Source organism: Pedobacter sp. Leaf41 (assembly GCF_001422545.1).
GTDB lineage: Bacteria > Bacteroidota > Bacteroidia > Sphingobacteriales > Sphingobacteriaceae > Pedobacter.
In genome coordinates this window covers 99,262-125,285 of the sequence record NZ_LMLE01000010.1, presented here as the reverse complement: position 1 = coordinate 125,285, position 26,024 = coordinate 99,262, and the positions used below count along the sequence as shown (strand labels likewise).

General features: G+C 36.7%; 27 protein-coding genes and 1 tRNA gene. 16 read left to right on the top strand and 12 right to left on the bottom strand.

What is annotated here, in order from left to right; translation table 11 throughout:
* Nucleotides 1-373 precede the first annotated feature (373 nt).
* The 8 genes from ASE92_RS17085 to ASE92_RS17050 all read left to right on the top strand — a co-directional run bounded on the left by ASE92_RS17085 (nucleotide 374) and on the right by ASE92_RS17050 (nucleotide 6,550).
* Entirely contained in the window at nucleotides 374-808 is a 435-nt protein-coding gene (locus tag ASE92_RS17085; RefSeq protein WP_056851333.1) for a cytochrome c maturation protein CcmE, read from the top strand.
* A gap of 5 nt (nucleotides 809-813) precedes the next feature.
* The gene (locus tag ASE92_RS17080; protein ID WP_056851332.1) at nucleotides 814-3,279 is read left to right on the top strand and encodes a heme lyase CcmF/NrfE family subunit; all 2,466 of its coding nucleotides are present in this window, start codon (nucleotides 814-816) and stop codon (nucleotides 3,277-3,279) included.
* A gap of 4 nt (nucleotides 3,280-3,283) precedes the next feature.
* Nucleotides 3,284-4,048, top strand: coding sequence for a Rossmann-like and DUF2520 domain-containing protein (locus tag ASE92_RS17075; RefSeq protein WP_056851331.1), 765 nt, complete (start codon nucleotides 3,284-3,286; stop codon nucleotides 4,046-4,048).
* 39 nt (nucleotides 4,049-4,087) lie between these two features.
* A complete protein-coding gene (locus tag ASE92_RS17070; protein WP_056851330.1) occupies nucleotides 4,088-4,420 on the top strand; it encodes a 2Fe-2S iron-sulfur cluster-binding protein in 333 nt (110 codons plus the stop codon).
* A gap of 121 nt (nucleotides 4,421-4,541) precedes the next feature.
* Entirely contained in the window at nucleotides 4,542-4,787 is a 246-nt protein-coding gene (gene iscX, locus ASE92_RS17065; RefSeq protein ID WP_056851329.1) for a Fe-S cluster assembly protein IscX, read from the top strand.
* 66 nt (nucleotides 4,788-4,853) lie between these two features.
* Nucleotides 4,854-5,381: an HAD family hydrolase gene (locus tag ASE92_RS17060; protein ID WP_056851328.1), complete on the top strand. Its 528-nt coding sequence runs from the start codon at nucleotides 4,854-4,856 to the stop codon at nucleotides 5,379-5,381.
* A 145-nt stretch (nucleotides 5,382-5,526) separates the two neighbouring features.
* A complete protein-coding gene (locus tag ASE92_RS17055; protein WP_056851327.1) occupies nucleotides 5,527-5,916 on the top strand; it encodes a hypothetical protein in 390 nt (129 codons plus the stop codon).
* A gap of 70 nt (nucleotides 5,917-5,986) precedes the next feature.
* Nucleotides 5,987-6,550 carry a nucleoside triphosphate pyrophosphatase gene (locus ASE92_RS17050; RefSeq protein ID WP_056851326.1) on the top strand — a complete coding sequence of 188 codons (564 nt, stop codon included), beginning with the start codon at nucleotides 5,987-5,989 and terminating at the stop codon, nucleotides 6,548-6,550.
* A 49-nt stretch (nucleotides 6,551-6,599) separates the two neighbouring features.
* On the opposite strand, the gene ASE92_RS17045 is transcribed toward ASE92_RS17050, so the two are convergent.
* Nucleotides 6,600-6,857, bottom strand: a complete 258-nt coding sequence (locus tag ASE92_RS17045) for a type II toxin-antitoxin system HicB family antitoxin (RefSeq protein WP_200926447.1) — start codon at nucleotides 6,855-6,857, stop codon at nucleotides 6,600-6,602.
* 224 nt (nucleotides 6,858-7,081) lie between these two features.
* Here ASE92_RS17045 and ASE92_RS17040 point away from each other — a divergent pair, with 224 nt between their 5' ends.
* Complete coding sequence (locus ASE92_RS17040; protein ID WP_056851324.1) at nucleotides 7,082-7,762, top strand: carboxypeptidase-like regulatory domain-containing protein; 681 nt, start codon at nucleotides 7,082-7,084, stop codon at nucleotides 7,760-7,762.
* 2 nt (nucleotides 7,763-7,764) lie between these two features.
* Here ASE92_RS17040 and ASE92_RS17035 read toward each other — a convergent pair whose 3' ends face one another.
* The 6 genes from ASE92_RS17035 to ASE92_RS17010 all read right to left on the bottom strand — a co-directional run bounded on the left by ASE92_RS17035 (nucleotide 7,765) and on the right by ASE92_RS17010 (nucleotide 14,364).
* Nucleotides 7,765-8,679, bottom strand: coding sequence for a hypothetical protein (locus ASE92_RS17035; protein ID WP_056851323.1), 915 nt, complete (start codon nucleotides 8,677-8,679; stop codon nucleotides 7,765-7,767).
* Between the two features lie 185 nt (nucleotides 8,680-8,864).
* Nucleotides 8,865-9,395, bottom strand: a complete 531-nt coding sequence (locus ASE92_RS17030; RefSeq protein WP_056851322.1) for a hypothetical protein — start codon at nucleotides 9,393-9,395, stop codon at nucleotides 8,865-8,867.
* Complete coding sequence (locus ASE92_RS17025) at nucleotides 9,392-11,683, bottom strand: patatin-like phospholipase family protein (RefSeq protein WP_056851321.1); 2,292 nt, start codon at nucleotides 11,681-11,683, stop codon at nucleotides 9,392-9,394. Before ASE92_RS17025 ends, ASE92_RS17030 begins: the two co-directional genes overlap by 4 nt.
* Nucleotides 11,684-11,738: 55 nt before the next feature.
* Nucleotides 11,739-12,212, bottom strand: coding sequence for a TspO/MBR family protein (locus ASE92_RS17020; protein ID WP_056851320.1), 474 nt, complete (start codon nucleotides 12,210-12,212; stop codon nucleotides 11,739-11,741).
* Nucleotides 12,213-12,256: 44 nt separating this feature from the next.
* Nucleotides 12,257-13,606: a M28 family metallopeptidase gene (locus ASE92_RS17015; protein ID WP_056851319.1), complete on the bottom strand. Its 1,350-nt coding sequence runs from the start codon at nucleotides 13,604-13,606 to the stop codon at nucleotides 12,257-12,259.
* Between the two features lie 140 nt (nucleotides 13,607-13,746).
* Complete coding sequence (locus tag ASE92_RS17010) at nucleotides 13,747-14,364, bottom strand: insulinase family protein (RefSeq protein WP_056851318.1); 618 nt, start codon at nucleotides 14,362-14,364, stop codon at nucleotides 13,747-13,749.
* A gap of 237 nt (nucleotides 14,365-14,601) precedes the next feature.
* On the opposite strand from ASE92_RS17010, the gene ASE92_RS17005 reads away from it, so the two are divergent.
* The gene (locus ASE92_RS17005) at nucleotides 14,602-15,300 is read left to right on the top strand and encodes a LytTR family DNA-binding domain-containing protein (RefSeq protein WP_056851317.1); all 699 of its coding nucleotides are present in this window, start codon (nucleotides 14,602-14,604) and stop codon (nucleotides 15,298-15,300) included.
* A 17-nt stretch (nucleotides 15,301-15,317) separates the two neighbouring features.
* Nucleotides 15,318-16,058, top strand: coding sequence for a response regulator (locus ASE92_RS17000; RefSeq protein ID WP_162237771.1), 741 nt, complete (start codon nucleotides 15,318-15,320; stop codon nucleotides 16,056-16,058).
* A 1-nt stretch (nucleotide 16,059) separates the two neighbouring features.
* Here the strand turns inward: ASE92_RS17000 and ASE92_RS16995 are convergent, their stop codons facing one another.
* Complete coding sequence (locus ASE92_RS16995) at nucleotides 16,060-16,893, bottom strand: alpha/beta fold hydrolase (protein WP_056851315.1); 834 nt, start codon at nucleotides 16,891-16,893, stop codon at nucleotides 16,060-16,062.
* Nucleotides 16,894-17,099: 206 nt separating this feature from the next.
* A complete protein-coding gene (locus tag ASE92_RS16990; protein ID WP_056851314.1) occupies nucleotides 17,100-17,630 on the bottom strand; it encodes an OmpA family protein in 531 nt (176 codons plus the stop codon).
* Nucleotides 17,631-17,833: 203 nt separating this feature from the next.
* On the opposite strand from ASE92_RS16990, the gene ASE92_RS16985 reads away from it, so the two are divergent.
* The 3 genes from ASE92_RS16985 (at nucleotide 17,834) to ASE92_RS16975 (ending at nucleotide 20,136) form a co-directional block, all read left to right on the top strand.
* A tRNA-Arg gene (locus ASE92_RS16985) sits at nucleotides 17,834-17,905 on the top strand.
* Between the two features lie 233 nt (nucleotides 17,906-18,138).
* Complete coding sequence (gene mgtE, locus ASE92_RS16980) at nucleotides 18,139-19,512, top strand: magnesium transporter (RefSeq protein WP_056851313.1); 1,374 nt, start codon at nucleotides 18,139-18,141, stop codon at nucleotides 19,510-19,512.
* A 9-nt stretch (nucleotides 19,513-19,521) separates the two neighbouring features.
* Complete coding sequence (locus ASE92_RS16975) at nucleotides 19,522-20,136, top strand: HAD hydrolase-like protein (protein WP_056851312.1); 615 nt, start codon at nucleotides 19,522-19,524, stop codon at nucleotides 20,134-20,136.
* Between the two features lie 316 nt (nucleotides 20,137-20,452).
* Here the strand turns inward: ASE92_RS16975 and ychF are convergent, their stop codons facing one another.
* The gene (gene ychF / locus ASE92_RS16970) at nucleotides 20,453-21,553 is read right to left on the bottom strand and encodes a redox-regulated ATPase YchF (protein WP_056851311.1); all 1,101 of its coding nucleotides are present in this window, start codon (nucleotides 21,551-21,553) and stop codon (nucleotides 20,453-20,455) included.
* A gap of 210 nt (nucleotides 21,554-21,763) precedes the next feature.
* Here ychF and ASE92_RS16965 point away from each other — a divergent pair, with 210 nt between their 5' ends.
* Nucleotides 21,764-22,228: a DUF5362 family protein gene (locus ASE92_RS16965; protein ID WP_056851310.1), complete on the top strand. Its 465-nt coding sequence runs from the start codon at nucleotides 21,764-21,766 to the stop codon at nucleotides 22,226-22,228.
* A 75-nt stretch (nucleotides 22,229-22,303) separates the two neighbouring features.
* Here the strand turns inward: ASE92_RS16965 and ASE92_RS16960 are convergent, their stop codons facing one another.
* Entirely contained in the window at nucleotides 22,304-22,627 is a 324-nt protein-coding gene (locus ASE92_RS16960) for a DUF3276 family protein (RefSeq protein WP_056851309.1), read from the bottom strand.
* 79 nt (nucleotides 22,628-22,706) lie between these two features.
* A complete protein-coding gene (locus ASE92_RS16955) occupies nucleotides 22,707-24,497 on the bottom strand; it encodes an ABC transporter ATP-binding protein (RefSeq protein WP_056851308.1) in 1,791 nt (596 codons plus the stop codon).
* Between the two features lie 402 nt (nucleotides 24,498-24,899).
* On the opposite strand from ASE92_RS16955, the gene ASE92_RS16950 reads away from it, so the two are divergent.
* The gene (locus ASE92_RS16950) at nucleotides 24,900-25,988 is read left to right on the top strand and encodes a Glu/Leu/Phe/Val dehydrogenase (protein WP_056851307.1); all 1,089 of its coding nucleotides are present in this window, start codon (nucleotides 24,900-24,902) and stop codon (nucleotides 25,986-25,988) included.
* Nucleotides 25,989-26,024 lie beyond the last annotated feature (36 nt).

Below are 26,024 nucleotides of genomic sequence, written 5' to 3'. Positions count from 1 at the left end.
CCAATTTGAAAGCACTTCGGATTTCGGCAGGTGAAGGGACTATCCGATAAGAAATTTTAAGCGGTGTTCGCTTCCGTGCACTTAACCTGGGTTAATAAACCCGACAAAAAGCGGTAGCCCCGAAAGCCAATTTTTCATTGGATGAGGGCTAAAGCAAATGGCGGGACTAATTAAACTAAGAATTGCTGTTTGCTCATTTTCTAAATATTATTTAATGAATTTTTTTAACAGTTATCGATTTGTAAATCTTAACCAAAATTTGGTTTCCGTATTAATCAGCTAATTGTCAATATAAAGACAAGAAAATTGTTAACTGGCGTTCGCTATGGCTATTTTTCTATCTTTGTTGCCAGCTTTTACAATAACATACAAAATGAAAAAAAGTGCAATCATCGGTTTGATTACCATTGCTATTTCGGTGGGAATCTTATTTAGCTTAAACGCCAATACAGATACTTATTCAAATTTCAAAGAAGCGGCTTCTTCACAAAAAGAGGAGCACGTAATGGGTTATTGGGAAAAATCAAAAGGAATGTATTACGATGCTGTGAAAGATGCTAATCATTTTGCATTCCATATGAAAGATGAAAAAGGAGAAGTTCGTGAGGTGATTTATAATGGCACAAAACCTCAGGATTTTGAAAAATCTGAGAAATTAGTTCTTATCGGAAAAATGGATAAGGACAAATTCTACGCGTCGAAAATTTTAATGAAATGCCCATCTAAATACAATGATAATCTTGTTGAAGTGAATAAAGATGGTAAGGTGGATACAGTTGGTAAGTACGGCGAAAAAAAATATAATTAATTTTAATGGATATTCAGTTTGTAGGCGAAAACCTGTTGCCGGGTAAAATCGGGCAGTTTTTTATTGTGTTGGCTTTTAGTGCATCGTTACTTTCAACAATTGCATATTTTTTTGCCAGTCGCAAAGAAAATTTAGAAGATAAATCTTGGCGTAACCTTGGTAGAATAGGTTTTTTGGTTAACTGGGCGAGTATAATTGGCATCGGTGTGGTGCTTTTTTACCTGATCCTTGGCCATTATAACGAATACAACTATGTTTATTTTCACTCTTCAAAAGAACTTCCGATTTACTATATCGTTTCTGCTTTCTGGGAAGGACAGGAGGGAAGTTTTTGGCTTTGGGCTTTTTGGCAATCATTTTTAGGTGCGCTTTTAATTTGGAAGGCCAAAACCTGGGAACGGCCTGTAATGACCGTTGTAGCATTTTCTCAAGTTTTTTTAACCTCGATGATGTTGGGTGTAGAAATTTTTGGCGAACGCATTGGTAGTTCTCCATTTATATTATTGAGAGATGCGGTTGATTTGAAAGCGATGGCTCCCGTAGTTTTCGCAAATCCTGAAAACTTTGCAAAATACTTAACATTTATAACCGACGGAAGAGGTTTGAATCCACTATTGCAAAATTACTGGATGGTTATTCACCCGCCAACCCTGTTTTTAGGTTTTGCAAGTATGGTGGTACCTTTTGCCTACGGAATTGCTGCTTTGTGGCAAAAACGTTATAAAGACTGGATTAAACCAGCAATGCCATGGACGCTTTTTGCGGTGATGGTTTTGGGTACCGGAATTATTATGGGGTCATTCTGGGCTTACGAAGCGCTAAACTTTGGAGGTTTCTGGGCCTGGGATCCGGTAGAAAATGCTTCGCTAATTCCGTGGTTAACTTTAATCGGTGCAGTACACGTAATGATTGCTTACAAAAATACAGGTCATGCTTACTTTACCGCACTTGCCCTGGTTTTCTTAAGTTTCTTATTGGTATTGTATGCTTCATTCTTAACCCGAAGCGGAATTTTAGGTGATACATCTGTACACTCATTTACCGATATGGGCATGTTTGGTCACTTGATTTTATACAACGTGGTATTTGCTGCCCTTGCTATATTTTTGGTGGTTAAAAGGTGGAAAGAATTACCAATTACTACTAAAGATGAGGAAACCTATTCGCGTGAATTTTGGATGTTTATTGGTGCATTAGTGGTAACTGTTGCTTGTATTCAGGTTATTTTCTCTACATCAGTTCCGGTATTTAATAAAGCCTTTGGTACTAATTTTTCGCCGCCGATTGATGCGGTTAAGTATTACAACAAGTGGCAAGCGCCTTTTGCGGTTTTGGTAACGTTAATTTCAGGGTTCTCCCAATACTTAAAATACAAAAGAACTGATCCTAGGAAATTCTACAGCAGCTTAATCTCAGTGATATTGTTTTCGCTGGTTTTAACCGCTGGTTTGGTATACGTTGCCGATATCTATACCAATACCATGTACATCCTGATAACTTTTAGCTGTATTTTTGCTGTACTTTCAAATGCTGCAATTCTATATCAAGCTTTCGGAGGAAAGGTAAAATTGGCTGGTTCAGCAATAGCACACATTGGTTTTGCATTCTTAATTTTGGGTGCACTTATTTCTGCGGCTACGAATAAACCACTATCTATCAACGCAAATAATTTCATTCCTGTAAAGGATTTCGAGAAGACTGAAAAGCCGGGTGAAAACATCATGTTATATAAAAACGAGCCCAAACAGATGGGTAAGTATACGGTAACTTATGTCTCTGACACCACGCAACTGCCAAACACTATTTATACCCTAAATTTTAAGGTTTTAGATAAGGAAGGTAAAGTGAAAGAGGATTTCAATTTACATCCTCACGTTCAGGATAATGAAAAGATGGGATTAATTGCTTCACCAGATACAAAGCACTATTTAACTTACGATGTGTATACGCACATTACAAGTGCTGCAGTAAAACAGGAGTCGCATGAAGATCACGAAGGTCACTCGGACGATGAAAATTATAAAGCACCAAGAATTGTTAAGGTTTCGGTAGGGGATACCATTCATACTTCAAGTGGAATTATAACTGTAAAAGCATTAAATAACAAGCCTGTTGCTAAAGATTTAGTGTTAGCCCAAGGTGATTATGCTGTTGGTTTACCTTTAGAAATTAATGCCGCCGGTAAAGTCTATACTGCCGAGCCAATGTTTTTGATCAAAGGAAATAACACATTTGATTTTGCTCGTAAAGTGGATGAGTTGGATTTGAAATTCCGTTTTGCGCAGGTTTTACCTGACGAGAAAAAGGTTGAACTTCAGATCTTTGAGAAACCTCAACAAGCAAAAGACTGGGTAGTTTTTAAAGCCATTGAGTTTCCTTTCATTAACTTATACTGGGCAGGTACTATTATTATGGTAATAGGCTTTTTGCTATCTATTTTCAGAAGACGAAAAGAAGCCAAAGTAGTATAAGTAGATGAACATTGTTTTAATAGGATCTGGAAATGTAGCCACACACTTAGCTAAGGCATTAGTTGCCAAAGCAGAAAATGTGATGCAGGTTTATAGCCAGAATCTGTTGAACGCCAATTTACTTGCGCAAAAAATAAATGCCGAAGCCATAAATGAGTTATCCGAAGTGGATCAGACTGCCGATTTATACATCATCTCAGTTAAGGATGATGCTATTGAACGCGTTGCTGCTGCGTTAAAAAATGTTGAGGGGCTTGTAGTTCATACTTCAGGTACAACCGATATTTCTTCGATTAAGAATTACACAGCAAGAGCCGGAGTTTTTTATCCACTGCAAACTTTCTCCAAAGTGAAAGAAGTTTCTTTTGATCATATTCCGCTTTGCATTGAAGCGAGTAACGTCAATGAGCTAGAGATTTTGAAAAAACTTGCTCAAACGTTAAGCGATCAGGTTTATGAATTAGATGGAGAAAAAAGAAAAGCACTTCACCTTGCCGCTGTTTTTGCCTGTAATTTTCCCAATCATCTTTATGCTTTAGCGAATCAAGTTCTTGTAGAAAATGGCCTTGATTTCAACATCATCAGGCCATTAATTGCCGAAACGGCGGATAAGGTGATGAATAATTTACCAGAGAAAGTGCAGACTGGTCCCGCTGTGCGAGGAGATGAGAACACTATGAATAAGCATTTAGGTTTGTTGGAAAGCCAACCTGAATTGCAGAACATTTATCAAACTTTAAGCAAGAGCATAAAATTAATGCCTAAATAGCATTTTTACGGCTTTTGCTTCTTACTTTTGCAAAATATTATGAGCATTTTTAAACTAAAAATAAATTTCGAAGAAGCAGATCATGCACCTGTAGAATTACCTATAGCGGCTGGAGAGTCGGTTTTGGATGTGTGTCTGGATAACGGCATCGAACTTCAACACAACTGCGGCGGTGTTTGCGGATGCAGTACATGCCATGTTTACGTTACCCAGGGAATGGATAACATTGAAGAAATTTCTGATAAAGAAGAAGATTTTATTGACAGGGCGGTAAGACCACGAATAACCTCACGTTTGGGCTGCCAATGTGTAGTGATTAATGGCGATATTGAAGTTACCATTCCTGATCAATCTGGATTTATGGGACACTAGGCTTCTTTAGTCTGAAGTATTCAGTCCGAAGTCCGAAGAGATTAAGCTTCTAACTGATAGCTTTATAACCCTTAAACTTTCCAACAAAAATTACCCATCATTACAACCTAAAAATAAAAACATGAACAACGATAAATTTGCCTTACCCTTTTACTGGAACGATTATGAAGATATTGCAATGTCTTTATATGAAAAATTTGGAGATGAGTTTGGCGAAACCAAGATTTACCGCATCCGTTTTACCGATTTGTTAGAGTGGGTTTTGGAATTACCTAACTTCAAAGGCACCCGTGAAGAAAGTAGCGAAGGCCATTTAGAGCAAATTCAATCTGCCTGGGTTTACGAGTGGAGAGATAATCAAGATTAGTAATAAGTTTGGAGTCTGCATTCATAAGCCGGCTTTTAACTTTCCACTTTTAACCTTCAACTCCAAATGTTTCTCCAAAAATTAAAAGAAATTACAACCTTCATTTTTGATGTTGATGGTGTGCTTACCGATGGTTCTGTTCAGGTAACTGATAACGGCCAATCATTGCGTACTTTCAATATCAAAGATGGTTACGCCATGCAACTGGCGGTAAAAAAAGGTTATAACTTGTGCATTATTTCAGGTGGAGATGGCATTGCCATGGTAAAACGCTTTTTCAACCTAGGTATAACTGATGTGTTTTTGGGGTCTGGCGATAAGGTTCCCATCTTTAAACAATATCTTTCTGATAAGAAAATTACGGCCGGAGAAGTGCTTTACATGGGTGATGATATTCCTGATTTAAATGTGATGAAATTGGTTGGTTTAGCTACTTGTCCCGCTGATGCCGTAGAGGAAATCAAAGCCGTATCGACATTTATTTCCCCATACCCCGGCGGCAAAACCGCTGTTCGCGATATTATCGAAAAAGTGATGAAGGTGCAAGGCAAGTGGTATGATGAACATCCTAATGCTGCTGATTCAAGCAAATAATTGTATTTCCTAAAACTTAAGCTACTTTCTATCCGCTATCAGCAATCGAAAAGCCAGTTCGATTTGCAACAGCGAAGTTACACTCTTCCTTTAAACTTTTGATTTCAGATTTACTCCAACAAGTCTAAATTTCAAAACAAAAAACATGAAAAAATTAATGATGATTTGTGCATTGTTATTCTCGGTAATAACTTATGCAAATGCGCAGCAAGGTGGTGGTCGCGGTGGTATGATGATGAAACCAGAAGATCGTGTAAAACAACTTGATGAAAAGTTGAAGCTAAGCGATGATCAAAAAACAAAGCTGACCACTGTGTTTACTGAGCAAGCTGATGCAATGAAAAAAATGCGTGAGGAAGCTCAAGGTGGAGACAGAGACGCGATGAGAGAGAAAATGCAAAAATTTCGTGCGGAAGGAGATGTTAAAGTGAACGCCGTTTTAACTGAAGACCAAAAAAAGCTTTACAAAACATGGCAAGAGGAGCAACGTGCTGAAATGCAAAAACGCATGCAGGAACGCGGTGGAAATAACTAAGTTTTAAAAAATGATAATAACAAAAGCGGCATTTCTGTCGCTTTTGTTATTTTAGCGCTTTCCGAAAATTATGTTGAATAAAATTCCCGTTATACTTGCTTCAAAATCTCCACGCAGGCAAGAGCTGCTTAAACTTATGGGCCTAAACTTCAAAGTCGAACTTAGAGATGTTGATGAAAGCTACCCCGAACATTTGAGTCCCGCAGAAATAGCCGTTTATATTTCGGAGCAAAAAGCAAAAGCCTTTGAAGCAGGCAATGAAGTAGTGATTACTGCCGATACAATTGTCGCCCTGAATGGAGAAATATTGGGAAAACCAAGAGATAAAAATCATGCACAGGAAATGCTTGCTAAGCTATCGGGAAATAAACATGAGGTTTATACTGGAGTAACGCTTGTTAAAGGCAACAAAATGTTTTCTTTCTATGATCGAACCGAGGTTTATTGTAAAGCTGTTACACGTGAGGAAATTGACTTTTATATCGACAACTACAAACCATTTGATAAAGCAGGAAGTTATGGCGTTCAAGATTGGTGGGGAATTGTAGTGGTAGAACGCATTGAAGGATCTTACACCAACGTAATGGGTTTACCTACAGAGAAATTGTATCGAGAATTGCTTGAATTTATTTAAGCGATTACTTTGTTAACTCAGCCACAACATCGCTTTTATGGTTAACAGCTTATGATAATGCTGTTTTTACAAAATCATTTAAAGTCATTTTATATTGCGATGCAGAGAGTGCTACTTGTTTATGCAAACTTGATGAAATCCTTAAATTGAAAACTCCTTTGTAGGTTTTGTCGGGCGATTTACCTAGTTCTTTGCAAGTTTCCAAATAATCATCAACAGCCTCAAAAAAGCCATTTTTTAATTCGCTCACAGAAGAACCCTCGAAAGTAATGAGATCATTTATCCCAATCACTTTTCCAAAAAACACTTCATCTTCCGAGTTGTAATGAACAGACGCGATATAATCTTTGTAGTAGCTTTTCTATTTTGCTTAAGAAGTAACTGAATTAGAATTGCAAACATTAAACTTTTTACCAAATTTCAAAAGTATTCATATCATTAAATTCCAATCAGATGAATTAACCTTATTTTTTTATTTCCATCTGTGGAATCCTAAACGATTTTTCATCATGTAACCAAATACACCGAAAGATGAAAAATTCAAACGCACTAGTGACCATTGCTGAACCTTGCACTCAAAACTGGGAGGAGATGGATCAAAAGGATGGATTTAATTTTTGCCAGGCTTGCAATAAATGTGTGGTAGATTTTACCGGATATAGTAACGCTGATATTATTAAAACATTAGCGAATGCTTCATCAGAAGTTTGCGGAAGGTTAACCGAGACTCAACTCAACCAACTTAATTACCATCTGGTAGTGGCGCCTGCCAATAGAAACTGGATGAAATATATTGGGGTTTTAGCCATAGGCGTAAGCATTTTTACGCAGAACGTTAATGCTTCGGTACTAACGGAAAAGCCAGAAACGCAGATCGTCGAAAAACTGCGTAGCTATGCAGATGAGAAGAAACCAATCACCATAAAAAAGATTAGCGGCAGAATTTTAGATGCAAATAAAAAACCACTGACAGGAATTAGAGTGGTTATTTTGAATACCAGATATTATGCTTCTACTGATAAGAATGGTCATTACGAGATAAAATTCACCAGCGGAATCACTAAGGAAAACAAAATCCTTGCTGTTCAAAGCGCCCGGTTCTCTGCCAACATGACCTTAAATTACGCTGTAGAAAAGCAAGTTGATTTGCTATTAAAAATGGAACCAATGATTGTAGGGGAAATAATGTATGTTCCGAGAAAGGGAAATTAATCTTATAAAAAGCCTGCGAGCGAACCCATCTTCAAATCATAGGTGGAGAGGATGATTTCATTAATTTTTGCTCTGCCCAGTACGTAGTTTGTAATTAGGGTGGCCATCACAATCATATCTACCCGAAGCGGAATCATACCTTTCATGGCTGCTCGTTCCGAGTGATTGCGATTTAAAAGTTCAATAGCGGTTTCGATGTATTCATCGTAGTTAAATGCGTAGGTTTTGGCTGTCGCAATATCTACAGGATAATTCTTTCTCTTGATGATTAGTTCAGCAAAGGTTTCAAATGCACCTGCAGATCCAATTAAAATTTTGGGTTTGTAGTGTTCACATTTCTCAAATAGCGCTGCTAATTCGGCTTGGATGTGATATAAAAGTGCGTTTTTGTCTTCATCATTAATAGGATCGGATTTGAAAAAATGTTGCGCTAAACGGGCTGCACCGATATTATAACTCTTTTTCCAAATCAATTTTTCGGTATCACAAAGGATAAACTCTACACTTCCGCCTCCAATATCCATAATCAAAGATGATTGTTTGATCGCACCGCTCAGCTTTACACCTTGATAAATCAGCTCTGCCTCATCATCGCCACTAATCACTTCAATCAAAATTCCGCAGGTTTGTAAAACAGCTTCAACGAAATCCTTTCCATTTTTGGCGCTTCGCACAGCTGAAGTTGCGGTGGCCTTAACCTGGTCTACCTTAAATTCTTTGATGGTTTCTGCAAAGTTTTCCAAGCAGGCTAGACCACGATTGAAAGCTGTCGGTATGATCATGTTCTCGTTAATCCTTCCTTCGCCGAGTTTAACAGGTACATTGGTTTTGTAAAGTATATCGAAGTTTTGCTTTACAACTTCTGCAATAAGCAAATGAAATGTATTCGTTCCTAAGTCTATTACGGCAATACGCATTTTAGTGTGATAATTTTAAAACGGTGGAAGGGCGAACTTTAATAGTAGCATTGTATTAATCTAATAAACCGGATTGAAGCGATATCTCCCGATGGCTTTGCAGAACAATCCGCACTGAAATAGCATCGGGAATTTAGCAAAAAGCCGGACTTGCGTTAAACAGGTCATTGCTTTTGCTTTCCAAATCAGAATAAATTTTTCAAACCATCAAAAATACTTTCGAAAAATGTGCCAATATTCAAACCGCTACTGTGGTTAAAATAAACAAATATCAAAAAAGCTATTACAACAAAAATGATAAGTTTTCTGAATGCAAATGCGATGATAACCAGTGCAATAGGAATAATAAAAAGCCATAAGCTGCTGATAGCATACGGGGTGAGGTCAGCATCTTTCTTATACACGTAAACCAGCTTGCTATGGGTGCCCGTATCGTTTTGATGTTTGATATATACAAATGTCGATTTATCGATAGGAAGGGGGAGCACCGCAATTCCATCGTTAAATTTTAATACCTGGGTAAAGCCGCTAACGCTAAAGGTATAGGTGCCATTAATATTTTCATTTGGAACATTTAATGAATCAGCAGCTATGATGGCCAGCTTATTATTTTTAAGCAGATTTTCTTTTACCAAAAAATTGTTGATGGCTGCAGTTTGTGCCGAGCTAAAAAAACCGATTAAACACAGGGATAAGAGTAAAATGATTCGCTTCATTCGATAGAACGTTTATTGTAAATTAGATAACCGATATGTAATAATACACCATTTCTTTTAATTGCATCATTATATAAATTGTAGCTTAAGCTTACAGGGCCCACAGGCGTATGATAAACTACGCCAGCTGTAGCCGCATAGCGTATTTTGCTTATGGCTCTTGCATAATCTACATCTTGAAAATTATTTAATTCGAACTCTTTATGTGGCAAAAATAAGTATCCTTCCAATCTAAAATCCAAATTTTTTCTAAAGTTATAAATGTTTTTTATTCCTCCAGCTGCGTATGTGGTGGCTCTAAACTTATCTAAAAAGAGCGATCGGCTATCTTGTATCGGGTAAAATGCCGGAGAAACCAAAAGAGTAGAATAATAATTGTTAAACAGGGGTTGATTTGAAATTACACCTTCTACAATGTAGCCTAAAGTGTATTTATTAAGGTGTAAAAAATAGTTTTCCTGGGTGAGTTTGATACTTCCCCATTGCCGTAACCTGCTTACGCCAATTGGTTTTGAAAAACCAGGGATATTACGTGATATGTTACCTGGATTATAATTTTCGCGACCGGTTGTGTAATTTACACTGAGAGAAAAACTTTGACCATTGGTGGCATACTGTTTTCTATTTAACGAATTTTTCTCCAGATTTAACGACCCTCTAAAACCGTTGAAAATGGTTTGATCCAATAAATCACCTACAGAAAAAGTATTATTGGGACTGTAGCGATCGTTATTATTGATGAAATTAGCATGCAAAACTACCTTTGTATTGTAGTTTAGTGGTACACCCATCATCAAATCTATCTTTCTATCCGATTGCTCTATATAAATGGGACGGGGATTTTCGATAAAAATTTTACTCGTATTGTAGAAATTCCAGTGATTATAAGTAAGCTCAGCCGCTAAAAAAATGGGCAGTTTTGTGGGATAATCGATCCGGCCATTAACCTGAACCGATTCGTAAAATCTACCTGAATAAAAGCTGGTACCAAAAGTATAAGCTTTTCTATTGAGGTAATTATATTCTGCACCCAAAAAAACGTTGCTTATTGGCCTGGTCGAAATGTTGCCACCTAAATCGAGTTTAAAGCTTTTTTTCGGTTGTGCAACCACTTCAAAAGTATAATTGTCAGTAAGGGCCTGGTATGATATTTTAGGGTAAATGGTTTCGAAAGTTTGATCGGCCACTAGTTTATAGTAACCCCGTTTGATATCTTCTAGATTAAAGGTGGCCTTATCACTTTTAAAGAGCCGCTCCACATATTTTTTTTGCTGACTATTTACCCCGGAAACAATGATACTGCTGAAATTTAAATCGGGTTTACGCGAATTAAATGCTGCCCTTTTCCGTTCCAGCTCCTGTGGGTCGACTCTTTTCGTGATCAGGGCTTTAATTCGAGGCATGTCAGCCATGGTGGCATCGTATCCTTTTTTAATTAAATCCTCTACCGGTGCAAAATTGGTTACACTATAGGTGCCTAAATCTGGCTGAATATAGATGCCGTTTTTGCCAATCATGGTAGAATCGGATTTAGATAGAAACATGTAAACCAAAAAGCGGTTCATCAATCTGTCATCAATATTTTTTGGATATTCGTTATAAGTTTTTGACGAAACATTTGCGCCAATTACATAATCGGGTTTAAATTCTTTTTCCATTACATCGGCTGGAAAGTTATTGTACAAACCTCCATCAAAAACATATTTCCCATCCAACTTAATTGGCCTGTAAACAATGGGAACGGTCATTGTAGCCCTTACTGCTTCGGCTAAACTTCCTTTACTTACGGTGATGCTTTTCTGCGAAAGTACATCGGCAACCATACAACGATAAGGCACAAAGAGGTTATCAAAATTGTCTTTCGAAACTGCGGATGCTTGAGAAAAGAGTTCTAAAAAAGCAAAATTGAGTGGAATATCGTTGATGATATTGGAGCGAAAACTAAAGTGAAAGCCAGTATCAATGGCCACTTTGGCTGTTAACATCGATGCATTTGGTGCGTTTTTTTGAAAGTAATAGGTATAATCGCTCGTGTATCTTCCGTTTACCCAGTTTTGAAATTCTTTGCTTACCGCAATTTGTTCAATTTGCTTAGGTGAATAGCCTGCGGCGTACATTGCACCGACAATCCCGCCCATTGATGTTCCGGTAATATAATCTATCGGAATTTGGTTTTCCTCTAATGCTTTAAGTGTGCCAATGTGAGCAAGTCCTTTGGCGCCACCACCACTAAATACAAGGCCTACTTTTTGCGCATGTAGCTTAGCACAGCACAAAATGAAGAGCATCAGCAAAAATCTTTTAAAAGCTACCACTCCTCTAAAATAGTGTTTTCTTTTAAAATTAATTCAACATGAAAATGCTATAAGTTAAAAATGATGCAAAACTTACCCAAAGAATATAAGGTATGAATAAATAGCCCGCCCATTTATCGATCTTGTAAAATGCAATTGCATTAGCCACAATTACGATCAGTAAGATGATGATTTCGAATAATGCGAAGCCTATTTCATGAAGGGAAAAAAAGATAAACGACCAGCATAAATTTAAGATTAATTGGATAAAATAAATCGCTAAAACCCTTGGAAAATGAGCGATTTTATCTCGTTTTATCCAAACTAAATAAGCCGCAATGCCAATTAATATGTAAAGGCTCGTCCAAACCGGAGCAAACAACCAGTTTGGAGGATTAAATGAGGGTTTGTTTAATGTAGGATACCATGTTTTAACCGATTCAGAAGTTGCCAAACCTCCTAAAGCACCAATACCCAAGGTGATGAAAATATTTATTAAAAAAGCTACAGGTTTAAATTTCATTCTAATTTTTGGAAATTAAACAACCACAAATCTTAAAAGTTTCATTAGCGGCCAATTCCTGGAACCACAGGCAAACTCTCACTATCATCTTTACCAACACTTTGTACCGCAAATAGATAGTTGTCTTTGCTATAAGGAATTTTTAATTCGGTTGCTGTGGTAAAAAATTTCTTTTCCCAAATTGGGCTGCTCGTTTCACGCATCAGTACATAGTAACCTTTTACCTGGCCATTTGTTGGCGCTTTCCAATACAAAGATGATGAATTGCTCAGGTTCTTTACATCGATTTTTACCTCTACAGGACTCGATGGTGCTTTTGCCAGACTAGCCAAAACTGAAATGTTTACAGCAGTATTTTTCCGGAGATATTCAAAATCCATAAACTCTTGTAAATCGCCATAACGAATCCCGTTTTCGGTTCTTAAATCCTGATGCTGGTGGTCAAAATTTTCGTTCATTTCTGTAATTCTCACTGCCGGAAATCCATTTTCAACAAAGGGTGTATGGTCTCCACCCCGCAAGAAACGGTCATTTCTATAAATAAGCTTCACTTCGAGTTGATCCACGTATCTTTCGCCAACTTCTTTTACATATCGAGCCAATTGCCGGCTTTTCCCATCATTTTCTAGCCCAAACTGACGAATGGCTTTTGCATTCTTATCCAACTCGTAACTGGGTAAGCCTTCGCTAAAAACCCTCAGTCGGGTATTGTCGATAATTTGCGTTTCGCTGCTGTTGTTACTGCCAATCATATCATTGTTTAGCATTGCATCAATATTCCAACCTTCCTTTTTGGCTTTGGCTGCCATAAATCCAGATCCTAATAATGATTGTTCTTCGCCACTTACCGCAACAAAAATAATTGTGGCAGAAAATTTATATTTACTCATGAGACGGGCCGCTTCAATCACACCGGCAACCCCACTACCATCATCATTAGCACCGGGCGCATCGCTGGTTCGGTTCATTACGTCAGTTACCCGACTATCTAAATGACCACTAACAACATAAACCCGTTTATCATTTGTATCAGTTCCTTTTAAAATAGCTACCGCATTGCCTAACAAAGTTGCTTTATCAATTCGTTTTCCGTCTGGTTGAAAAGTTGTAGTGTCTAAAAAGGCTGTTAATCTTCCATCGCTTTGCTTTGCAAATTGATTAAACTTAGCAACTACCCAATTTCTCGCTGCGCCAATTCCCCTGGTTTTACTTTTTATATCACTTAAAGTACTTCTTGTGCCAAAATTAACCATGGTCGAAATATACTGCTTAAGCGAATCCTTATTAACAGATTTTACCATCGATTCGATATCCTGATTTCGATTAACAATTGTCTGAGCCTGGGTATAAGTGCCAAAAGCAATCAGGAAAATAGTAGTGTAAATTTTATTCATCTTGAGAAATAAATTATTAGGCTAATATATCGAATGATTACTTAATGTTAACAGCGATTAAAGCAAAAATCTGTAACATTTAAGCATAAAAAAGCCCTTTGAGGTTTAATCAAAGGGCAAAATCACTGAATTATAAAATGCTATTTCGAAGCGACTTCGTTTCGATACACTTTATTGGTGTTCCATAAACCGAAGGCCTTTTTCACTGAAGCTTTAGCTGAAACTGTGTTTACATCACCAGCAATTGTTAAAAATGTTTTCTCAGGAGAAATTTCGTTGTAGAAATTTAAGACATCGCTAAATGTTAGATTTGCTATTGAAGTTTCATTAACGCTTTGATCGTAATCATAATCGTGCAACTTTAGGCTCATTAATAGTTTTGCCTTTCCTGTATTAAATGTTTTCTCATTGATGTTTGCATTTTGCAAAAGAGAAGCCATAATTGAAAGTTCTTTATCAAAAATATCTGCTGAGGCAGCTAATTTGCCGCTTCTATCTTTAAAAGATAAATTGTCGCTTGTAATGCTTTCGTTCAAAACTGCGTTTAGCATTTCAACTATACCGTCTTTGCTGCCAGCGAATGCTTTTTTATCTAAAGTAAAACTTGCGTAAGCTTTTGGTGAGTGATCATTTTCCGAAATGATGATGGTCATTCCATTTTTAAGTTTGTAAGCAACAGGTTCTTTGAACGATTGCGCATGTAGAGAGATGGATACTAAGCTTAAAAGCGAAAGTGTAATTGTTTTAATTGTGTTCATGAGATTATTCTAATTTTTTTAAATGATTTTCTGTCGTCAAAAGTGTTTCTAAAGGCTTAGCAGGTTAATATTCAGTCGTTAGAAAGGCACTTTTGCAAGTTGAATGGGCTTATATACGTGGTGAAAATTTTATCGGTTTTTAGTTTTGCAAGTAATTATTCATTTCATTCATTTTAATTACGTTCAATTGACTTTTCAAGTAATTGATTAGTTTTAGTGTCACGCTAACCATATAAAATGAACTGTCTGATTATTGATGATGATAATGCAATAGCGAGAAGTGTCCTCAAAAATTTATTCAAAATTGAGGACTCTTTAAAACTAATTGCAGAATGTGAGAATGCTGCAGATGCTTACAAGATATTAGCAAATAATAAAAATGACTTACTGCTTCTTGATGTTGAAATGCCAGGTATTACTGGTATTGAACTTGTTAAAGCTTTAGGAGATAAAAGGCTGTTGATTGTTTTTATAAGCTCGAAACGAGATTATGCATCTGATGCCTACGATTTAAATGTAGTTGACTTTATTGCCAAACCCATAACGCCCAATCGGTTTTTAAAAGCGATTATCAAGGCGAAAGAAATTTACAAGAATCAAAATTTGTTTATGCCTTCCAAAAAGAATGAATTTATATTCATTAAGGATTCTAACATTATCAGACGAATAAAACTTGCAGACATTAATTATTTGGAAGCTAAAGGTGACTATGTGAAAATTTACCTGGATGAAAAAAAATACGCAATTCATTCCTCTTTAAAGTCACTGGAAGATAAGTTGCCGATAGATGTGTCTTCTCGGGTACACCGGTTGTTTATCGTAAATATTAGCAAAATAGATACCATTGAGGGCGGAACGCTGATTATTCAGCAACATTTTGTTCCAGTTTCTGATGCCTATAAATCATCACTAAACAAGCGGATGCAAACTCTTTAGTGTGTGATTAGATGTTTATGAGAGAACAAATTGACGTTTTAATAGTAGAAGATAACCTAATCGATCAAAAGCTAATAGCCAACTATTTACGAGAATACGATTTTAGTTTCAAAATTGCCAGCGACGGACTGGAAGCGCAAATTTTGCTTGAATCGCACTCATTTTTTTTAATATTACTTAATCTCACGATGCCGAAAATGGATGGTATCGAACTGACTAAAATCATTCGTCAAAAACTTAGGCTAGAGGTACCGATCGTATCTGTAACCGCTTTTAATATTAACGAAGTTAAGGATAAATGCTTTGCCGCTGGCATGAATGGATGTTTTAGTAAGCCTATCCAGAAGATTGAACTGTTGGGGATGCTTACCCAGTTTTTACCAAAGGAGAAGCTAAAATCTGGGGATCAATATGCCTATGAAGTTATTGATTTAAGCTATTTAAAAGATGTTAGTTTAGGCGATGAGGAATATGAGATCGAAGTAATAGAGAAATTTATCGAAACGATTAACCAGGACTTGTTAGAATTACAACAAATTTTTGAAGAAAAGAGAGGAGAAGAGATCAAGATGATTGCTCTTCGTACGCTGTCAACAATTTATATTGTGGGCTTAAGGTCTAAATTGGAGACCAGTTTGCGTTCATTAGAAAATATGGATTTATCCGAGATGGGATCACAATTGGAGTGTATTCACGCCATTTGCAATAAAGCAAAAGCGGAAGCCCAACATTTTGTAGATTCAGTAAAACAGAAATAAGCTAGGCGTAGAGCTCATCACGTGTTGTGTGAATATTTTCATGAGCGATAAAATCCTTAATCTCCCTTATGGTTTCCTCAGGTTCACTAATGTGTGGAAAATGCCCGGTCGCTTTCATCACCACGAAGAAGTTATTTCTTGTGTTTTGATGAATGTATTCACCAGCAGAGAAGGGTGCCATGATATCATTGCTACTTTGCAGCGTTAAACTCGGAATATCAAACTTCTTTAAATGATCGCGGTAATCTGCTTTGAATGTTGCCATAGCGAAGGCCAGAGCAATGCTTGGCTCTGTTTCTTCAAAACAGCCTTGCAGAAAACCAGCTAATTCTGGTTCTTCAGCTTTATTCATCACTATTGGAGCGATTGCCTTAGTCCAGCTAACATAATCTTCGGCAATTTGTGTGAAGATGGTTTCAATATCAGCAGCTTCAAAACCACCAATATAATCCCTATCGTTAAGGTATCTCGGAGAAGGCCCAATAAAAATGAGTTTCTTAAAAGCTTCGGGTTTTTGCAAAGCGGCAATCATCCCAATCATACTACTTACCGAATGGCCAACGAAAATAATGTCTTTTAGTCCAAGAGTTTCGATAATATCAAGAACATCACAGGCATAACCATCTAAAGTGGAGTATTTGTGGTAGTCGTATTGAGTTTTATCCGAGCGGCCAGAACCAACGTAATCAAAGAGTATCACTTTGAAATCATCTAGAAATGCATCTGTCATGTACTTCCATGAACTCTGTGCGCACCCAAAGCCATGTGCAAATACAATAACTTGATTACCTTTACCGAGTATTTTTAAATTATTCCTGATGAGTATAGGATGCACGATACAGATGTCTAGATGAAAGAGATAATAAGCAGTTTGTGAAAGTGTGAAAGTTAGAAAAATAGGTGAATATTTTCAAATAAATTTTATAATGAACAGAAAAGCCTCATTTAGAGGCTTTAAAGTGATTTTTTATTTATTTGGATGTTACTCAAACGGCTTGTTCATTTTTTTTAAATCCGTTTGAGCGTAGCAAGAACCGATAGCTAATTCTGAACCTTAATTTCAGTTCTTCTGTTTACAGCTCTTCCCTCTTCACTTGCATTTGACGTAATTGGCTCCTTTTCACCGTGACCCACAATTGTGAAAATTGAACCATCCAAGCCGGCGTTAACAAAATATGATTTTACCGCATTCGCCCGATCAATTGAAAGCGACATGTTGTGTTCTGGAGTACCTTCTGCAGATGAATGGCCATGGAGAACAAATTTAGTATTTGGGGCTTTCTTCATTTCAGCTACAGCTTTATCTAAGATACCAAACGACGACGTTTTTAACACAAACGAATTAAACTCAAATTGAATATTGTCTAAATTGAAGTTTGGTTTTTCAACAACTACAACTTCCTCTTTCGCTGGTGGAGGTGCAATTGGTTTCTTTTCTTCAACTGGTGGGGTCGGTTTTGAAATAGGAGCAGGATCTGGTTTGGTTATTAATTTCTTGCTCTTGCAAGAGTAAATTGTTACAGTAGAAAGGCCAATAATTGCAGTTAAAAAAAGATTTTTGGTAATGTTCATATTAAAATTTTTGTTTTAGGTTTAATTTGTGTTTCAGTCAAAACTACAAATAACGATTAAACCTATAACGGAATTTTTTCGAAGAACTTGTATTGAATTCTTTTTAATCAGGAACATCAACCTCAAACTTTATTCAAATAATGGTGATTTTACCTTCAATAATACAAGAAACTAACATTTTGATTTTCTATATTTGCAGCCTTGCTCCCGTAGTTCAATGGATAGAATTATGGTTTCCGGTACCATCGATATGAGTTCGAATCTCGTCGGGAGCACATCTTTAACCACCATAGTTATTTTATGGTGGTTTTTTGTTGGAATTAATCTTAGTCTATGTTTTACCGATACCTTTCTAAATTGTTAATCTAGGTATTGTGTTAGTTTAACTAACTGGGAAGTCAAAATTTAACATGCTGTTAACGTCTAAATTGGCATTTCTAAAAATAAAAATGCACCTTTGCGAACCGCTAATGAAGGTTTAGGCATGTAAAGAATAAAGGAATCGTTTATGGAAGAATTGGTTGTAGAAGAGGTTCAGCAATTGCTTGAAAAAGAGAATGATAAGGCGTTAAAGCGTTATCTTGATGAACTGAATATCTCGGATGTAGAAGAGTTAATTGACGAGCTTCCACAACACGCAGCCAAATTTATCGAAACAATATCTTCAAACAGGGCTGTTAACGTTTTCCGAATTCTGGATTTTCCAACTCAGGAAAGAATTATTAAAAAACTTACTGGAAATAAACTAAATCAGATCATTAAAGATCTGCCTCCGGATGATCGTACCGCACTTTTTAGCGAGCTGAAGGGTGATGTAGTTAAGAAAATGATTACCCTTTTGCCTGCGGAAGAAAGAAAAGAATCTCTTGCACTTTTAGGTTACAAAGAGGATAGTATCGGTCGTTTAATGACTCCGGATTACATCGCTGTGAAGCCAGAGTGGTCTATTTCCCGAGTTTTGGCACACATCAGACGGTATGGTAAAAATTCGGAAACCATCGATGTGGTGTATGTAATTGATAAAGATGGAGTTTTGCTTGATGATATTCGAATCAGGGAAGTTTTACTGGCCGATCCCGAAGCGATAATAGGGGAGTTAACCGATAAACGCTTTATCGCGTTGAAGGCGAATGATCCGCAGGAAGACGCCATCAGCATTTTCAGGATGAATAATCGGGTGGCTTTGCCTGTTGTTGATGAGAATAATATTCTTTTGGGTATTGTAACCGTTGATGATATTCTCTGGATCGCAAACGAAGAATATACAGAAGATATTCACAAAATAGGGGGGTCTCAAGCATTAGATGAACCTTACTTGGATGTCCCTGTTTTTGAATTATATAAAAAGCGTGTGGTTTGGTTGATTGTTTTATTTTTCGGAGAGCTGCTTACCATCGCTGCAATGTCGAATTTCGAGAATCAAATTGCTCAGGTTGTAATTTTGGCAACATTTATTCCTTTAATCATTTCAAGCGGTGGCAATAGTGGTTCGCAAGCTGCAACCTTAATTATTCAAGCTATGGCTCTTGGCGAAGTTACCGTTAGAGATTGGTGGAATGTAATGCGACGAGAAATTTTCTCTGGCATATTATTAGGTTGTACTTTATGTTTATTAAGCTTCGCAGTTATCGCCTCATGGCAGCTATTTTGGCCTGGCTTTACCGATCATTATATTAGAATTGGGCTGGTGGTAGGCTGCTCTTTAATAGGTGTTGTACTTTGGGGAACCCTAATGGGTTCTATGTTGCCCTTGCTTCTAAAAAAGGTAGGTGCCGATCCGGCAGTGTCTTCTACGCCTTTTGTGGCTACGTTGGTCGATGTTACCGGTTTAATCATTTACTTCTCTTTTGCCATATTGTTTTTAAGTGGAATCTTACTTTAATTTTTAAAAATGCAAACGAAAATTACTACGCTTTTCACCGATATTGGTGGGGTATTGTTAACAAACGGATGGGATAGGCAAGCAAGGGGCGAAGCTGCGGTATTATTTAATCTGGATTCTGTTGATCTGGAGGAACGCCATCACCTTACATTTGATACTTATGAGGTGGGGAAACTTACCTTGGATGAATATTTAGAACGCATTGTTTTCTTTCAAGAACGGTCGTTTAGCTATGATGACTTCAAAGAATTCATGTTTAGTAAATCCCTAGATTATCCTGAAATGGTAGCATTGGTTTGTGATTTGAAGAAAAAGTATCATTTAAAAGTTGCAGTAATCAGTAACGAAGGGAGAGAGTTAAATCAATATCGAATCAGCACTTTTAAATTGAATGAATTTGTTGATTTTTTTGTGTCATCTAGTTTCGTTCATTTCCGCAAACCCGATGCCGATATATTCAAAGTGGCGATAGATATTTCGCAGAGCGATGTAGAAACCAGTTTATATATAGACGATAGAATGCTTTTTGTTCAGGTTGCCGAAGGTTTAGGACTGAAAGGCATTCATCATATCAATTATGAGGATACGAAAGCGCAACTGGCAGCTTACGGTTTAGCAATTTAGTTTCGCTTGTGCCGGTTTGAAATGAGATCGTAAGGTCGAATTTTGTACTGTTTCAGTTATTTGGAAAGCAAAGACAGCATCTCTTTTTATTGTCTGTTCCCGCTTGCCGTTATATCCCTGATGAAAAAGCAGGGGGATGTCACTTCGATCGGGTTTAAGAAATTAAGATTGAGCAACTATTTAAGTTTTGCTGAGTTGGCCTTTCAATACGGCGATTCAAGCCTAATTGAGTGTTTCCGTGGCAAATAAATCCCAAAAAAAAGCCACTCTTTGGAGTGGCTCTATACCTTTAAATTTACTTTAGAGAATTTACGGGTTATACATTGAACCTAAAGTGCATAATGTCGCCATCTTCTACTACATAGGTTTTTCCTTCAACGCCTAATTTACCTGCATCTTTACAAGCATTTTCCGAACCCAGGGTTACGAAATCATTATATTTAATTACTTCAGCACGGATAAATCCTTTTTCAAAATCGGTGTGGATCACACCAGCTGCTTGTGGGGCCGTAAAGCCTTTTGTTATGGTCCAGGCTCTTACTTCTTGTACACCTGCGGTGAAATAAGTGTAGAGATTTAATAATTTATAAGCTGCACGAATTAATTTGTTTACCCCAGATTCATCTAAGCCTAAATCTGCTAAAAACTCCTGGCGCTCCTCGTAGCTTTCCAGTTCGGCAATCTCCGATTCTATTTTTGCTGAAATAACCAAAACTTCAGCTTTTTCATCTGCAACATTTGCTTTTACTAAGTCAACATATTTATTTCCAGTTACTACCGATGCTTCATCAACGTTACAAACATACATTACTGGTTTTTGAGTTAATAAGCCTAAATCTTCGATAAAATCGAAGTCTTCCTGAGGCATTGCTGCGGTGCGGATAGATTTTCCGTTTTCTAAATGAGATTTAACAACCGTTAAAATTTCATAAGTACGTTTAGCATCTTTATCGCCACCCGTTTTTGCCATCTTTTCCACTTTTTGAATACGCTTGTCAACAGTATCCAAATCCTTTAATTGCAACTCTGTATCAATTATTTCTCTATCGCGAATGGGATCAACCGAACCATCAACATGGATCACATTGCCATCATCGAAGCAACGCAAAACATGGATAATTGCATTCGTAGCACGAATGTTTCCTAAAAACTGGTTACCCAAACCTTCACCCTTCGAAGCGCCCTTTACCAAACCTGCAATATCAACAATTTCAATCGTATTGGGTTGTACCTTGTTTGGCTTAACCAATTCAGCAAGTTTGGTCAATCTATCATCAGGCACAGTAATTACGCCAACGTTTGGCTCAATTGTACAAAACGGAAAATTAGCAGCTTGTGCCTTTGCATTTGATAAACAGTTAAAAAGAGTCGATTTTCCAACATTTGGTAAACCTACAATACCACATTGTAATGCCATTTATATTTTTTAATTTACGATTTACGATTTCACTTCTCACTTCTCACTTCTCACTTCTCACTTCTCACTTCTCACTTCTCACTTCTCACTTCTCACTTCTCACTTCTCACCTTTTTCAGGCGGCAAAGATAAGCTTTTAAACCTTTATTTAGAGATCCGAATTTGTAGCGCCAGTATATTTTATCTAAGTTTATCGAAAATTAAAATAAGATGATAGAAGAATTTGAGGAGCAGAAACCAGCTGAAGTGAAATTAGTAGTAACAGAAGATATACGCAGTTATCTTTATGATATCACTAAATGGGCAAAATTTCTTTCCGTAGTTGGTTTTGTTGTTTCAATTTTCGTAATTATTGCGGCCTTTAGCATACCTGCATTAATTAATAGTAACCCTGCTGTGGCCACTCAAATGGGGCAATTGGGTTCAAGTGGAACAACAATAGTAACAATAGTTTATTTCGTACTGGGTTTGCTGCTGTTTTATCCAAGCATTTTGCTTAATAAAATAGCTAATAAAGGTAAACAGGGCGTCTTATTTGGTGATCAGGAAAGTTTAAATTCAGCAATGGCGAGCTTAAAATCCTTATTTAAATTTTGGGGATCGATTACCATTGCCATAATAGCCTTTTACTTTTTGCTAATATTTATGGTTGGTGCCGGCATGGCCGGTGCATAATGCAGTAGAAAACCCAGTACATAAAAAAGCCCTTGTTGATGAAACAAGGGCTTTTTATTTTGAAATTATAATTTATTAAAAAGAAAAATCATCATTTGTTTTTGTGGTGTGTTCTCCGTTTTCAGAATATTCATAACGTTTTTCCACAACATCCTGGTGAGTTTTAATATAGTCAACAGTTTCGTTTAATCCTTCAGCAAATTTTTCGAAATCTTCTTTATATAAAAAGATTTTATGCTTTACGAATACACCGTCTTCTAATCTTTTCTTGCTCTCAGTAACGGTTAAATAATAATCACCTGAGCGAGTAGCCTTCACGTCGAAGAAATAAGTTCTCTTACCTGCTCTTACTTTCTTTGAAAAAACTTCTTCTCTTTCCTTGTTGTCGAATTCTCCCATGGTTGGTATTGATGTTGGTTTTTGGTTTCGGTAAATATAAAGCAAATATTTAAAGTACAAAATACAATTTTGATACAATTTAAATTGTTCTTGTTTCCTCCTCCAATAATTGGTTATGATAAAGCTCAGTATAACTTCCGTTTAGGTTAAGCAATTCATCATGTGTACCCTGTTCTATTATTTTACCGTCGTCCAGTACCAAAATCTTATCGGCATTTTTTATGGTTGAAATCCGGTGCGCAATTAAGATACTGGTTTTATCTTTCATAATTTTACCCAAATTATGGAGAATTTCCTCTTCTGTTTTAGTGTCAACAGCGGATAAACAGTCGTCGAATATCAAAATTTTTGGAGATTTAATTAATGCCCTTGCAATGGATACACGTTGTTTTTGTCCCCCGGAAAGTGTGATTCCTCTTTCGCCTAACATGGTTTCAAACTTTTCATCAAAATCAATGATGTTATGATAAACCGATGCATTTTTGGCAGCATCATATACTGCTTCATCCGTAACTTTATCTAAACCAAAAGCAATATTATTTTTGATCGTATCAGAGAATAGAAAAACCTCTTGTGGCACAAAGCCAATCTGGTTGCGGTAATATTTAAGGTTTAACGATTTTAAATTCTCCCCATCAACACTGATAGCTCCTTGCTCCACATCATACATCCGCATAATTAAGTTTGCCAATGTTGATTTTCCAGAACCTGTTTTTCCAATAATTGCCACAAACTCACCACTCTTAATTTCAAAACTTAAATTTTGAAGTGCTAATATTCCGGTATCAGGATAAACGAAGCTAACATTTTCAAATTTGATGTTGCCTTGAATTTCTTTTTCTTCATTGTTTGCTGATTGAATATCGGAAGGAATGTCTAAAAATTCGTTAATTCTCTTTTGAGATGCCGCCGCCCGTTGTATTAAAGAGGTTACCCAACCCAGCATGGTTACCGGGAAAGTTAACTGGTTGATGTAAATGATGAACTCAGCAATATTTCCTGCTGTAATACTGCCATTCATTACCTGGTTACCACCCACATAAATAGTTAAAATGGAACTCAAGCCAATTAACAAAAGCATAGTAGGATAAAAAAGGGCAGAAACCTTTACCAAACTCATAGAATCTTTTTTATATTCATTGCTTTGAATCTCAAACATGTTCCGGGTATAATCTTCGCGTACATAAGATTTAATAATTCTGATACCTGAAAAGCGTTCTTGCACAAAGCTTGATAAATCTGATAAACGTTCCTGGATTTTTCCGCTTTTCTTGAAAATCAAAGTGTTTACATAATATATAATGATAACTAAAAAGGGAAGAGGCAACAAGCAATATATGGCCAATTTCGAGTTTACATCAAACATAGACCAGATGATCAGCACAGATAAAACAAATGTGTTAATGGTATACATAATCGCTGGTCCAACATACATCCTCACGCGATTCACATCCTCAGTTGCCCGGTTCATCAAATCGCCGGTATTGTTGCGGCGGTAAAAACCCAGACTTAATTTCTGATAATGCTGATAGATATCGTTTTTCATATCAAACTCAATGTGCCTAGACATGAGAATGATGGTTTGCCTCATAAAAAACAGGAACAAACCCCTTAATACGTACAATGCCACCACCAGCAATCCAAAAAATAATAGGTTGCTGCTAAAAATATCGTAAATGATTTCCTGACGATTAAAACCTCCAAAAAGATTATAAACCTGAACATTTTCAGTAATTAAATCTACCGCATAGCCGATTACCTGAGCTGGCACCACGCCAAAAATATTGGAGATGACCACGAAAATACTGCCCGGAATAATCCACCACTTATATTTTAAAAAGTATTTGTTTAATCTGCTTAGATGTTTCATGCAATACAAACTTAGATAAATTTGTTATTTCGTGCCGCATATTTATGTTTCAATAGCTAAGCTTTAAAAAAATAATGACATTATTAGGTTGCGAAAGGTTAAGCTAAAGAGATCGAAGAGGTTGTTTGATTTAAAGCATTATCAATAACAGCTAATTATATAACCAAGTGCCTAAACAATACCTTTTGTTAAGACATTTTAAGCTAACACCAACAAATATTATTGCGCAACTTGTCAAAATTTTAGCAATCGAGAGATTGTATTTGCAAAAATATAGCAGAAATTGCTTTTGAGAAAACCAGCTCAATAATTGTTTATAGTAGCAGCGCAAATAGTTTATTTATATAAGTGTATTAATCGTTTTTTATTTTAATTTTGCAGCAGATTAGCCGAACGTTCAATATGCCAGCAAATTCTTCGTCAGATTTTTCCATTTTAGAGCAATTGAGTGCTTACGGGCATAAAAAATTGGTTTTTTGTAATGATCCTGATACGGGCTTAAAGGCAATTATCGCGATACATGATACTACCTTAGGTCCGGCTTTAGGCGGAACTAGGATGTGGAGCTATGCGACTGAGGGCGAAGCTTTGGAAGATGCCTTGCGTTTATCGCGTGGGATGACCTATAAATCGGCAATAACCGGATTAAATTTGGGTGGCGGGAAAGGCGTAATTATCGGCGATTCTCGTAAAGATAAAACCGAAACTTTAATGCGTAGCTATGGTAGGTTTATTAAAAATCTTAATGGCGAGTTTATTACAGCTGAAGAAATGGGGACCAATACTCGGGATATGGAGTATATCCGCATGGAAACCAATTATGTAACAGGCGTTCCCGAATCAATTGGAGGTGCAGGAAATCCAGCTCCGTTTACGGCACAGGGGGTTTATTTAGGCATTAAAGCTAGTGTGAAAGAGGTTTTTGGAACTGATATGCTCGCGGGTAGGACAATTGTAGTACAAGGAATTGGCAACGTGGGCGAACATTTAGTAGCTTTGCTTAGAAAGGAAAATGCGGAGGTTTTAATTAGTGATATTAACCAGGAGCAATTGACTTATGTTGCCCGAAAATATAAAGCAAAACCCATTGAAGCTGATAAAATTTTTGGTTGCGATGCCGATGTTTATGCGCCATGTGCGATGGGAGCAACGGTTAATAATAAAACCATTGAAAAAATGAAGTTTGCAATTATTGCAGGTTCGGCCAATAATCAGTTAAAAGATGAGGTTTTAGACAGCGAATTGCTTTTGAAAAAAGGCATTTTATTTGCGCCAGATTATTTAATTAATGCTGGTGGCTTAATTGCTTGTTACTCTGAATGGACTGGCTTTGGAAAAAAACGTACAGTGCAACTTACCGAAAATATTTACGAGGCTACACGTAACGTAATCAAGTTGAGTAAAGCCGAGAAAATATCAACAAATATTGCTGCAAACAGAATTGCTGAAAAGCGTATTGCAGATGTTAAAAAAATTAAATCATCATATTAAATAATTATTAAAATAGGTTTTATAAACCGCACTCGT